We start from the raw sequence: 12,090 nt of genomic DNA, 5'->3' as shown, positions 1-12,090 counted from the left end.
TTCGAAGGAAATCTCCGAGGACTTTGCCCCGAAATTTCGCAGGTCCTACAGCGCCTCCTACGCCAGGGATGCCGAAACACCCAAGGGCCGGGATTCTGCCCCAGAGTGACGGGGCAAACCATGGATGTAGGAAAAACAGAAATGTCCTACACCTCCGAGGCACAATTTATCTGGCCATAGACAACCTCAAGAACACCCCCAATCCCTGTGGGAGCGGGCTTGCTCGCGAAAGCGGTGTGTCAGTAGAGTGGGGGCACCTTCGAGTCACTTCGCCCCAAACACCATCGTCCAGTAAACCCCTTCATCACTGCGCGCCTCGGTCGCATACCCCGCACCCACCTGGGTAAACATCGGGTTCATCAAATTCGCGCAATGCCCGGGACTGGCCAGCCATCCGGCCATCGCCTTGCTCGGCGAACCCTGACCCGCCGCAATGTTTTCCCCAATCTGGCGCCCCCGATAACCCGCGGCCCGCGCCCGATCAGCCGGCATGTCGCCATCCGGGTCCTGATGCGCAAAGTAATTCCCGTAAGCCATCGCCTTGCTGTGACCTTGCGCCGCCGCGCCCAGGTTGGCGTTCCAGGCCAACGGCCGGGCGGCGGCAAAACGCCGGCTGCCGCACATGCGCGGTTTGGCCCGGGCGGCGTTGACCTGGGCCAGCAGGCTCTTGGTGACCGAACCGCTGTCGGCCATCTGGCGGTCCAGAACCGGTTTGGCCAGCACCACCTGCCATTCGCCCCGGCTGCGACTGACGCCGACATCGCTGTACTGGCTGTCGAGCAAGGCCGAGCAGTGTTCATCGGCCAGCATCTCGAACGCCTCTTCGGCATCCCGCGCCCCGATCACACGAATACTGCGAACCGCCATCGCCTGATAGCCCGAGTCCTTCAACCGCTCGCGCATCCCACCGCCGTAACCCACCGGCAAGGCCAGGCTGGATTTGAGCGTCAGGGGCGACAGACGCTGAGCGGGGCGGCGGCCACAGCCTTCAGGGTGGGCACGAAAATCGTTGATGGCGCTCACCAATTCGCGCTCCGCACCGGCATGGGCGGGGGTGGCGAAGAGGGGAAGGGTGGTCAACAGGCACAGCGAAGTGAAGCGCACAGCGAGAGCGGTTTGGCGCATGGGGCGGCAACTCGGATGAGATGACTACGGTGGGAGAGGAAAAACGCTGGGGTATGACTGGTGTCTCGAGACAAGGTTCACAGCGCAGGTGAACCTTCAGGCGGGCGCATCAATGTCTCCGACGAAGGGTAGCCATGAGCCCGCGGACCTGTAGCAGCTGGCGAAGCCTGCGTCCGGCTGCGAGGCAGTCGCAAAACCTGAGTGCGGGATCTCCTTGAAGAACCGCGTGCTCTGACTTTACGACTGCTTCGCAGCCGGACGCAGGCTTCGCCAGCTGCTACATGGGCCATGTATTGGCCAGGTGATGAGTCATTCCAGACAGGCGTAAACCACCAGTTCCACCAGCATCTCTTCCCGGGCCAGGCCCGCTACGACCATGGCGGCCCGATTGGGATAAGGCGGCTGGAAGTACTCGGTGTAAAGCGCATTGACCTGTCGGATCAACGGTCGGGGTTTTTGGGTGAATGTGCCGGCCTCTTCGCGGGCAAGCCTTGCTCCTACAGTCTCTCGCGGTGCACGCGAAACTCCCCGTAGGAGCGAGGCGTGCCCGCGAAGAGGCCGTTACATCCGACATCGATTTTGTCTGACACACCGCATTCGCGAGCAAGCCCGCTTCCACAGGTTTCTGTGGCGCAACGCAATATTGGATTGTCCCTTTAGGATCCGATGCTGTCTGGTTTTGATCTTTGAATCTCCCGGATTCTCTCTAGTATCGCCACCTGAGTGCACTCGCTCACTTCCAATAAAAATAAAAGAGAATCCCCATGCGATATCGCGCCCTGATCAATTCCCAGGCTGTTTCGACGTCTCTGAAATTTGCCGTGTTAAGTGGCTCCCTGACGTGTCTGCCGTCTTTTGCCGACGGCATCTTTGAGGATGCCCACGTCACCGCGAACTTGCGCAACTACTACATCAACCGCAACTTCACCGAGAGCACTTATCCGCAAGCCAAGGCCGAGGAGTGGACGCAAAGTGTGATCATGGATGCCCGTTCCGGGTTTACCTCGGGCACAGTCGGGTTCGGAGTGGATGCGTTGGGCCTGTATTCGCAGAAACTCGACGGCGGTAAAGGCACGACCAATACGCAACTGTTGCCGGTTCACGACGACGGTCGGCCAGCGGACGATTTCGGGCGTCTGGCGGTGGCGGCAAAAGTGCGGTTTGCCAAGACACAGGCGAAGATCGGTGAGTGGGCGGTCAGCCTGCCGGTGGTCCGTTCCGATGATGGTCGATCATTGCCGCAAACCTTTCGAGGTGCGCAGCTCACCTCAAAAGACCTGGATAACTTCACGTTCCATGGCGGTCAGCTGCGTGGCAACAGCCCGCGCAATGACGCTGGCATGGAACGGATGTCGATGTTCAATCGTCCGGGCATCACCTCCGACCGTTTCAATTTTTCCGGTGTGGAATATGCCTTCAATGACAACCAGAGCCAGGTCGGCGCCTGGTATGCGCAACTGGAGGATATTTACCACCAGCGCTATTTCAACTTCACCCATAGCCAGAAGCTCGGTGATTGGCTGTTAGGGGCCAACCTTGGGTTCTTCAGTGGTGAGGATGACGGCAAACAACTGGCCGGTGAGCTGGATAACAAGACCTGGTCGGCGCTGCTGTCTGCCCGGTATCTGGGCAACACCTTTTATCTGGGCCTGCAAAAGGTCGATGGCGATAACTGGATGCGCCTGAATGGAACCAGCGGCGCGACCCTGGCCAACGACAGTTTCAGCAACAGTTATGACTTTGCCGACGAGCGTTCCTGGCAACTGCGTCACGACTTCGATTTTGTCGCACTGGGCGTTCCCGGCCTGACCCTGATGAACCGTTACATCAGAGGTTCGAATGTGCACTCCGCTGGCTTGACTGATGGCAAGGAATGGGGACGCGAGTCGGAACTGACCTATGTGATCCAGAGCGGCACCTTGAAGAGTCTGTCCCTGCGCTGGCGCAACTCGGTGATCAAGCGCGACTTCAACCTGGCGGATTTCAACGAAAACCGCCTCATCATCAGTTACCCGTTTTCAATCCTGTAAGCGGCGAGAAACCGCCGGGCCGAAGCCGTGCTTCAGCCCTGGCGGTAGTCCCTGGTGGTTTTCCCGGTCCAGCGCTTGAACGCTCGCCGGAAATTCGTCGGCTCGGAAAAACCCAGCAGCAGGGCGATATCGTCGGTGCTCATGATCGTGGTTCTGAGGTATTCGATGGCCAGCGAGCAGCGCACATCATCGGTAATGGCCACGAACGAAGTGTCCTCGTCCTGAAGCTTGCGCCGCAGGCTGCGGGTGGTCATGTGCAGCTTTTCGGCCACCGTCTCCATGCTCGGAAACTCACCGGGCGTCTGCATCATCATCTGGTACACCTCGCCGGATATCCCGCTCGACACCTTGGCCTGGCCGATCAGGCGGTCGCAGGTTTCCTGCAACACGGTGGCGGTCAGGCGGTGAGCCAGATGGGGTTTCTGATCGAGGATCGAGCTGTCGTAATGCAACTCGCACTGATCGTGATCGAAGACGCACGGGCAACCCAGGTATTGCTCATAGATTTCGGCGTGGGCCGGCGCCGGGTAGGAAAAACAGGCCTTGGTCGGCGGGCAGCTTTTGCCGAAGACATCCTGCAGATGGGTCACGTGCTGGGTGAATTGCTGCTCGATGAGGAACTGCTTGATCTCCCAGGACGGGCTCGGGTTCGAGGCGTCCGGAAACGTCCACACGGCCTCGTCTTCGTATTCATGCCATTCGATGGTCAGGGTCGGTGTTGCCAGGGAGTGGTACTTCACGCCCAGCCGGAAGTAATCGCGCAGCGAAAGGCAGGACATCAGCGCATAGCCGTACATGCCATAGGCCGACAGGTGCAGGCGCGAACCGGTCTTGAAGGGGGTGGCGGGGTCTTTGGAGAGGGACAGTGCGTTGCCGCAGACCGTCGCGTATTGACGTACCGATGTCAGTGCGGTGGCGTCGTAGATGCTGTCTTCGTCGACACCGCTGCCCTTGAGGCTGTCGGCAGGTGCGATGCCTTGCTCGCTGAGGACTTCCACCAGCGCGGCGATTTTATAGGGGGCGTAGATGCGGTCATTGAACAGGGGCGTTTTCGGCGGCATGGGCGACTCCTGTAACTGTCCCTTAGGGATCTATAGGTGTCCGTTAATGATCTTACCGGCACGGTGGAAATTCAATAAGCTTGTTTGCACACGCAGAAACCGCGACCCCGTCGATCTTCATCGCGTCTGCGCCATCCAATAACAAGACAGGTCCCTTCATGAGTCAGCCGAGCCGCAAAGTCATTATTTCCTGTGCGATCACAGGGGCGACGCACACGCCGTCGATGTCCGAGTTCCTGCCACTGACCCCAGCGCAGATCCAGGAACAATCCATTGAAGCGGCCCAGGCCGGCGCCGCCATCCTGCACCTGCACGCCCGTGATCCCGAGGACGGCCGTCCGACTCCGGACCCGGCAGTGTTCAGCCAGTTCGTTCCGGCCATCGCCCAGGCTACCGATGCGATCATCAACATCACCACCGGTGGCAGCACCCGCATGACCCTGGCCCAGCGCCTGGCCTATCCGTTGATGGCCAAGCCGGAACTGTGTTCGCTGAACATGGGGTCGATGAATTTTTCCATTCACCCGATCGCCCGCAAGATCTCCAGCTGGCGTCATGACTGGGAAAAGGACCATATCGAAGGCATGGAAGACGTGGTGTTCAAGAACACCTTCAAGGACATCCGCGAGATCATGCTGGAGCTGGGCGAGTACGGCACCCGTTTCGAATTCGAGTGCTACGACGTAGGCCATTTGTACAACCTGGCATATTTCGTCGAGCAGGGACTGGTCAAGCCGCCGCTGTTCATTCAATCCTGCTTCGGCATCCTCGGCGGCCTGGGGGCGGATCCGGAAAACCTGTCGCTCATGCGCGCCACCGCCGACCGGTTGTTCGGGCGGCACAATTATGAGTTTTCCATCCTCGGCGCCGGTCGGCATCAGCTGCCTTTCGTGACCATGGGCGCGATCATGGGTGGCAACGTACGCGTCGGTCTTGAAGACAGCATCTACCTGGCCAAGGGCGTGAAGGCCCGGACCAACGCCGAACAGGTGCGTAAAGTGCGCCACATCCTCGAAGAGCTGTCCTACGAAATTGCCACGCCCGAAGAGGCCCGACAGATGCTCGGCCTCAAGGGCAAACATCAGGTTCACCTGTAACAGCGCCGCACGAACCCACCAGAAAAATAACAACAAGAGGTTGCACCATGACGATCATGCTCAGCACCGCCGAGACCCATTGGCTGGCCACGCGGCGAGCGATGGCCAGACTCATTCCGCTGATGTGCGCCATTTACTTCATGTCCTACCTGGATCGCACCAACGTTGCACTGGCCAAGGCGGCACTGAACGCCGATCTGGGCATCAGCGCAGCCGCCTATGGGCTGGGTGCGGGAATATTCTTTCTCGGCTATGCGCTGCTTGAGGTGCCCAGCAATCTTTTGGCGCACCGCATCGGGCCACGCCGCTGGATCGCGCGAATCGCGGTGACCTGGGGCACTCTGTCCTCGGCGATGATGTTCGTCCAGGGCGAGTGGTCGTTCTACCTGCTGCGGGTCCTGCTGGGCATTGCCGAGGCGGGTCTGTTTCCCGCGCTGATGTACATGGTGACCCTGTGGTTCGCGCCCAAGGATCGGGCCATCGCCATCGGCTGGATCTACCTGGCGCCGGCACTGGCGCTGGTCATCGGCAACCCGATTGGCGGCGCGCTGATGAGGATGGACGGCATCGGCGGTCTGCACGGCTGGCAGTGGATGTTCCTGCTCGAAGGTCTGCCAAGCATCATTGTCGGCGTGATTCTGTGGTTCAAGTTGCCGGAGCGTCCTCGCGATGCGCGCTGGCTGACCAAGGCCGAAGCCGACTCGCTGGAGGCCCATGCGCTGCTGCCCGGCCATGCCGATTCCCATGAGTATTCCGGTCACTGGGGCAAGGCCCTCAAGCGTCCGACCACCATTCTGATCGGCCTGATCTACTTCCTGAATCAGGTAGCGTTCGTCGGACTGGTGTTCTTTACCCCCTCGATCATCCAGCAGATGCAGATCACCTCACCGCTGACCGTGGGTCTGCTGTCCAGCAGTGTCGGTTTCGGCTTTCTGGCCGGGGTGCTGGTGCTGCCGAGGATTCATCGCAAGATCGCTCGGGACTGCTACTGCCTTGGGTTGTTCACCGTCGGGCTGATCGCCAGCTCCCTGGCTTTTACGTTGATCAACGATGCGGCGGTGCGAATCGCATTGTTCACCGCCACGGCGTTCTTCGCTGGCGGGGTGTTGCCGATTTACTGGGCCATCGCCATGAAGCGTCTGCAAGGGATTCAGGCGGCAGCAGGGCTTGCGTTCATCAACACAATCGGCCTGTTGGGCGGATTTGCCGGGCCTTACCTGTTTGGCCTGGTTGAAAAGGCCACGGGCTTGAGTTCGTCGGGTTTCTACGTGATCGTGTCCGCCGCGGTGCTGGGATTGCTGCTGGTGCCGTTGTTGGCCAAAGCGATCGACAACGAACCGGGCCCGCAGTCGGTTGCAGAATAAGAGGAGAGCGTCATGAAAATTGTGGATTTGCTGACACCGACACCAGGTTTGAAAGTGGTCATCACCGGAGGCGCCGCGGGCATCGGCGCGGTTATCGCCAAGGCGTTCCATGAGGTGGGTGCCCAGGTTTACATCTGCGATATCAATGCCGCTGCCGTCGACCGCATGAAGCTGGAATTCCCCGGCATGCATGGCGCAGTGGCGGATGTCGGGATCAAGCAGCATGTCGACCGGATCATGGACGAGGCGATTTCGCTGCTCGGCGGGTTGGACATCCTCGTCAACAACGCCGGCATCGCCGGGCCGACCGGGAACATTGAGGAACTGGATGCGGATGCGTGGGAACAGACCATTTCCACCAACCTCAACAGCCAGTACTACTTCCTGAGAAAAGCGGTGCCGCACCTGAAAAAGTCGGGGCACAATCCGCACATCATCGCCATGTCTTCAGTCGCCGGGCGTCTGGGTTATCCATTCCGAACGCCTTATGCGTCCACCAAATGGGCGATCGTCGGGATGATGAAGTCACTGGCCAACGAACTGGGGCCGCACAACATCCGGGTCAATGCAATCCTGCCGGGCGTGGTGGCGGGGGAGCGCATGGATCGGGTAATTGATGCGCGCGCCAAGGCGCTGGACATCAGTTTTGAATCGATGCGCGATCAGTACCTGGAAAAAATCTCGCTGCGGCGGATGGTGACGATGGAGGACGTGGCGGCGATGGCGCTGTTCCTGTCTTCGCGGGCTGCGGTAAACATCACCGGGCAGGCGATCAGTGTGGATGGCAATGTCGAGTACCTGTAGGGCTGCGTTGAATCGACGCTGAATGTACCGCCCCTCTTCGCGGGCAAGCCTTGCTCCTACGGGTTTGGCGGTTGGATCCGGAATTTGCGGCTGGCTGAAAATTACTGTGGGAGCGGGGGTGAACTCAGATTCTGCATGCGCTGCAGGACACTGTGGGAGCGGGCTTGCCCGCGAAGAGGCCCGCACATCCACCATCAATGTCGCCTGACACACCGTCATCGCGGGCAAGCCCACAGGTTCTGGGGTGTTCCGGTGTTGCAACTGGCCTGATCGGTGCAGGCGCTGCCGAAGGCTGCGATCTTTTGATCTTGCCCTTGAAAATCAAAAGATCGCAGCCTCGTTGCACTCGTCAGCTCCTACACGGGATTGGGGGGATGGCAGTCAGTACACATCCCGCAAATACCGCTTCTGCTCGCTCAACTGCCGCCAGTAATCCGCGGCACCCTCGGTGCACAATCCTCCATGGTCCTGGGCCACTCGGCGCAGGGCCTGGTCGACGTCTTTGGCCATGTGGGTGGCGTCGCCGCAGATGTAGAGTTGCGCGCCTTGTTGTAGCCAGCGCCACAGTTCGGCGCCTTGTTCGATGATCCGGTCCTGGACGTAGATTTTCTGCGCCTGGTCGCGGGAGAAGGCCAGGCTCAGTTCGGTCAGCAGGCCGTCGCGTTGCAGGCCCAGCAGTTCGTCGCGGTAGTAGAAATCGCTGGCGGCGTGTTGTTCGCCGAAGAACAGCCAGTTCTTGCCCTGATCACCCCGTGCGCGGCGCTCCTGCAGAAACCCGCGAAACGGCGCCACGCCAGTGCCGGGACCGATCATGATCATGGGCACATTACCGTCGGCCGGCGTGCGAAAGTGCTTCGAGGGCTGCACGAACACCGGCACGTCGGCGTTTTCCGCGCGGTCGGCGAGGAAGGTCGAGGACACGCCTTTGCGTTTGCCATAACGCACCGCCGCCACGGTGAGGTGTACTTGCTGTGGGTGCGCTTTGGGGCTGGAGGCGATGGAGTACAGTCGCGGTTGCAGGCGTTTAAGGGTGCCCAGCAATTCGCTGGCCGAGCAATCGACCGGGAACTCCTGCAACACATCCGCCAGCTGCCGGCCCCACAACCAGTCCTTCAATTGCGCCTTGCGCTCGCTGCCCAGCAACTGCTTCAGCTGCGGGTTGCAACTGCGTTCGGCGATAAAGGCCAGGGTTTCGCTGCTCGGCCGCGCGATTTCGAAGTGCTCGGTCAGCGCCTGATGCAAAGGCAGTTCACCGACCTTGTCGACCTTGACCAAAGTATCCGCACCCAATCCGGTCAGTTGCAGCATTTCACCCACCAGTTCCGCACAGTTGCGCGGAACGACGCCCAAGGCATCGCCGGCCTCGTACTGCAACCCGGAATCCGCCAGATCCAGGGCAAACATGCGGGTTTCCTTGTTGCTGCTCTGCTGGTTCAAGTGCAGGTTGGTCAGCAGGCGCGAGGCGAAGGGTTTGGCCTTGCTCGGCACGACAGCGGGGCTGGCGACCGTCACCGATGCCTGCGGCAGCAATGCTTTTTGCAGATCGACCAGCCACTGATCCGCGCGCTCCTGGAATTCGGTGTCGCAATCGACCCGCTCCAGCAACCGCGTGGCACCCAGTTCATGCAGGCGCTGATCGAGCTTTTTGCCGTGCTGGCAGAACTGGTCGTAGTTGGGATCACCCAAGGCCAGGACCGCGAAACGCAGGGACTCCAGGCGCGTCTCGGTTTTACTCAAGGCGTGCCAGAAACCTTCGCCATTGTCCGGCGCATCGCCATCGCCGAAGGTGCTGCTGATCACCGCCAGGGTCTGAATGCGGCTCAGTTTTTCCGGCGCGAAATCCGCCATCGCGCTCAGCTCGACAGCGATGCCAGCCTCACGCAAACGCCCGGCAAATCTGTCGGCCAGCGCTTCGGCATTGCCGGTTTGCGAGGCCCACACCAGTGTGATGACGGATGCACTGACGGGAACTGCGGCGCTGTCGCTCAAAACCGGGCTGGTTTCGCTGCGGCTGAACAGCCCGCCCAGCACACCGTCCAGCCACAGCCGGGTGTCGGTGGCCATGGGCGCATTGAGCGGCAACACCGGCACGCCGCTGGCCTGCCGAGCCGCAGTGGATTGCAGGCCGCTGACGAAGCCGGCCAGATACAGCCGCTCGTGGTCATTGAGCTTCGGTGAGGGCAGGTGACTGATGCCGACGATATCGGCAAACGCCTCGATGGACGACATGGCGAGTTCCTCAGGCAAAGGGCAAACAGGGAGGGGTTCGGCTTTAGGGGCGGGCACGTCGAGGAACTGATGTTCGATCAGCTCGACCCGTTGCAGGGCGACGGCGCAGAACTTGAATTCGGGTTGCAGGGAGATCGGGTCGACCGCGTCGTGGGTCACGGCGTTGATCGCCAGGTTTTCCCCGAACACATCGTTCCAGTGAAAGGGCGCAAAGCAGTTGCCCGGACGCACCCGGTCGGTCACCACCGCTGGCAGCACAGCGCGGCCGCGTACCGAGCGTATTTCGACGTGATCCTTGTCGCGAATGCCGAAGCTTGCGGCATCGTCCGGATGGATTTCCACGAACGGGCCGGGGTTGAGCTTGTTCAGGGTCGCGACCTTGCCGGTCTTGGTCAGGGTGTGCCACTGGTGCTGCAGGCGCCCGGTGTTGAGCACGAAGGGGAAGTGCTCGTCAGGCATTTCCGCCGGCGGCAGGTGCGGGCGGGCGAGGAAGCTGGCCTTGCCGCTTTCGGTGGGGAAGACGATGACCGGCTTGTGGCCCTCGGCGTCGATCCTCAGCGTCTGGCTGACACCGTCGTTGATGTAGCGAATCGGATTGCGGTCATGGCCATCGTTTGCTGCGCAGGGCCATTGCAGCGGTGTTTCCCGCAGGCGCGCATGGCTGGCGCCGCGTATGTCGTAACCGGTTTTGGGGTTCCAGGCGCGCTTGATCTCTTCGAACACTTCGCTGGCATCGCTGTAGCTGAACGCTTCGGCAAAACCCATCTCGCAGGCCACCCGGGCGATGATCTGCCAGTCGGCCATTGCTTCGCCGGGCGCGGTCACGGCTTGCTGCATCAGCGTCAGGTTGCGCTCGGCGTTGATCATCACGCCTTCGGCTTCGGCCCACAGTGCGCCGGGCAGCAGGATATCGGCGTAGCGGTTGGTCTCGGTATCGAGGAAGGCGTCCTGGATGATCACCAGTTCGGCGGCCTGCAGGCCTTCGATGACTTTGCGGCGGTTGGGCACCGAGGCGACCGGGTTGGTGCAGATGATCCAGCAGGCCTTGATCCGGCCGTCGGCCATTTGCTCGAACATGTCCACGGTGCCGCCGCCGACGGTGCGCGGCAGGCTGTCGTGGGGGATGCTCCACAGATTTTCGATGAATGCACGGTCGGCCTCCACCAGCACCGAACGCTGGCCGGGCAGGCCCGGGCCCATGTAGCCCATTTCCCGGCCGCCCATGGCGTTGGGTTGGCCGGTCAGGGAAAACGGCCCGCTGCCGGGACGGCAGATCGCGCCGGTGGCCAGGTGCAGGTTGCACAGGGCGTTGGTGTTCCAGGTGCCGTGGGTGCTCTGGTTCAGGCCCATGGTCCAGCAGCTCATCCACTCGGCGGCCTCGCCGATCCATTGCGCCGCCTGGCGAATGTCGGCTTCGGCAAGGCCGGTGATCTGCGCGACCTTGTCCGGGGAATAGTCGTCGAGAAACGCGGGCATCGCCTCCCAGCCTTCGGTGAAGGCGGCAATGAAGTCCGGGTCGGTGTGGCCGTTTTTCAAAAGCAGGTGCAGCAGGCCATTGAGCAGTGCCAGGTCGGTGCCGGGCTTGATTTGCAGGAACAGCCCGGCCTTGTCGGCGGTGGCGCTGCGCCGTGGGTCGACCACGATCAGCCGGGCGCCGGCCTTGACCCGGTCCATCATGCGCAGAAACAGGATCGGGTGACAGTCGGCCATGTTGGCGCCGGTCACGAAGAACAGGTCGGCCTTGTCGAAGTCCTGGTAGGAGCCCGGAGGCCCATCGGAGCCCAGCGACAGCTTGTAGCCGCTGCCGGCGCTGGCCATGCACAGACGCGAGTTGGACTCGACGTTGTTGGTGCGCACGAACCCCTTGGCCAGTTTGTTGATCAGGTACTGGGCTTCCAGCGACATCTGCCCGGAAACGTAGAACGCCAGGGCATCGGGCCCGTGGGTATCAAGAATGCCGCGTAGCCGGCTGGCGGTTTCGCCGATGGCCTGGTCCATGGCGACGCGCACCGGGTCATGGTCACGGGCGTGGCGCAGGTAGGCGTTCTCCATCCTGCCGGACTCGGCAATCGCCTGGCCGCTGGTGGTGCCTTTGGTGCACAGGCGCCCGAAGTTGGTCGGGTGGCTCTTGTCGCCCACCACCTTGACCACCCGGTTGCCCTCGACCTGCATGACGATGCCGCACCCCACGCCACAATAGGGGCATACGCTGCGTACGGTTCTGTCTGCCATGTTCGTCCCTCAACCACCAATGCAAAAGGCGCCATGCGGCCCTCCGTCGAAACGGGGGCTACACGGCGCCTTTGTCGTATAGGTGCAATCTGCGTTGACTGCGTTTCAGGTGGACTGCAAAGGGCGGGCCAGGATGGGGGAAGGGCGG

The 12,090-nt window shown here is 61.4% G+C and carries 7 protein-coding genes and 1 pseudogene; 4 read left to right on the top strand and 4 right to left on the bottom strand.

The genetic code is table 11. From position 1 onward, the window contains the following. Positions 1–264 precede the first annotated feature (264 nt). On the bottom strand, positions 265–1,125 hold the full coding sequence (locus tag HNO86_RS23220) for a CAP domain-containing protein (RefSeq protein WP_175379265.1): 861 nt from the start codon (positions 1,123–1,125) through the stop codon (positions 265–267). 309 nt (positions 1,126–1,434) lie between these two features. After that, positions 1,435–1,560: pseudogene (locus HNO86_RS23215) on the bottom strand (RidA family protein); the annotation flags it as partial. A 329-nt stretch (positions 1,561–1,889) separates the two neighbouring features. Here HNO86_RS23215 and HNO86_RS23210 point away from each other — a divergent pair. Further along, complete coding sequence (locus HNO86_RS23210; protein ID WP_175379264.1) at positions 1,890–3,155, top strand: OprD family porin; 1,266 nt, start codon at positions 1,890–1,892, stop codon at positions 3,153–3,155. 32 nt (positions 3,156–3,187) lie between these two features. On the opposite strand, the gene HNO86_RS23205 is transcribed toward HNO86_RS23210, so the two are convergent. After that, on the bottom strand, positions 3,188–4,216 hold the full coding sequence (locus HNO86_RS23205; RefSeq protein ID WP_175379263.1) for an AraC family transcriptional regulator: 1,029 nt from the start codon (positions 4,214–4,216) through the stop codon (positions 3,188–3,190). Positions 4,217–4,374: 158 nt separating this feature from the next. Here HNO86_RS23205 and HNO86_RS23200 point away from each other — a divergent pair, with 158 nt between their 5' ends. The 3 genes from HNO86_RS23200 to HNO86_RS23190 are packed head-to-tail and all read left to right on the top strand — an operon-like array spanning position 4,375 to position 7,481. Next, positions 4,375–5,313 carry a 3-keto-5-aminohexanoate cleavage protein gene (locus HNO86_RS23200; protein WP_175379262.1) on the top strand — a complete coding sequence of 313 codons (939 nt, stop codon included), beginning with the start codon at positions 4,375–4,377 and terminating at the stop codon, positions 5,311–5,313. Positions 5,314–5,360: 47 nt separating this feature from the next. Beyond that, positions 5,361–6,677, top strand: coding sequence for an MFS transporter (locus tag HNO86_RS23195; protein ID WP_175379261.1), 1,317 nt, complete (start codon positions 5,361–5,363; stop codon positions 6,675–6,677). A 12-nt stretch (positions 6,678–6,689) separates the two neighbouring features. Continuing rightward, positions 6,690–7,481, top strand: a complete 792-nt coding sequence (locus tag HNO86_RS23190) for an SDR family oxidoreductase (RefSeq protein ID WP_175379260.1) — start codon at positions 6,690–6,692, stop codon at positions 7,479–7,481. 381 nt (positions 7,482–7,862) lie between these two features. Here HNO86_RS23190 and HNO86_RS23185 read toward each other — a convergent pair whose 3' ends face one another. Further along, positions 7,863–11,942 (bottom strand): bifunctional nitrate reductase/sulfite reductase flavoprotein subunit alpha, encoded by a 4,080-nt coding sequence (locus HNO86_RS23185; protein WP_175379259.1) that lies wholly within the window; start codon positions 11,940–11,942, stop codon positions 7,863–7,865. Between the last annotated feature and the right edge of the window lie 148 nt (positions 11,943–12,090).

It is taken from the genome of Pseudomonas sp. C1C7, assembly GCF_013359595.1.
GTDB lineage: Bacteria > Pseudomonadota > Gammaproteobacteria > Pseudomonadales > Pseudomonadaceae > Aquipseudomonas.
Note: the sequence above shows the minus strand (reverse complement) of the source record. Positions and strands in the feature narration are given on the sequence as shown.

Coding starts and splice junctions, on each gene's coding strand:
- HNO86_RS23185 (WP_175379259.1), bottom strand. CDS start 11,942: ATGGCAGACAGAACCGTACGCAGCGTATGCCCCTATTGTGGCGTGGGG.
- HNO86_RS23200 (WP_175379262.1), top strand. CDS start 4,375: ATGAGTCAGCCGAGCCGCAAAGTCATTATTTCCTGTGCGATCACAGGG.
- HNO86_RS23195 (WP_175379261.1), top strand. CDS start 5,361: ATGACGATCATGCTCAGCACCGCCGAGACCCATTGGCTGGCCACGCGG.
- HNO86_RS23220 (WP_175379265.1), bottom strand. CDS start 1,125: ATGCGCCAAACCGCTCTCGCTGTGCGCTTCACTTCGCTGTGCCTGTTG.
- HNO86_RS23190 (WP_175379260.1), top strand. CDS start 6,690: ATGAAAATTGTGGATTTGCTGACACCGACACCAGGTTTGAAAGTGGTC.
- HNO86_RS23205 (WP_175379263.1), bottom strand. CDS start 4,216: ATGCCGCCGAAAACGCCCCTGTTCAATGACCGCATCTACGCCCCCTAT.
- HNO86_RS23210 (WP_175379264.1), top strand. CDS start 1,890: ATGCGATATCGCGCCCTGATCAATTCCCAGGCTGTTTCGACGTCTCTG.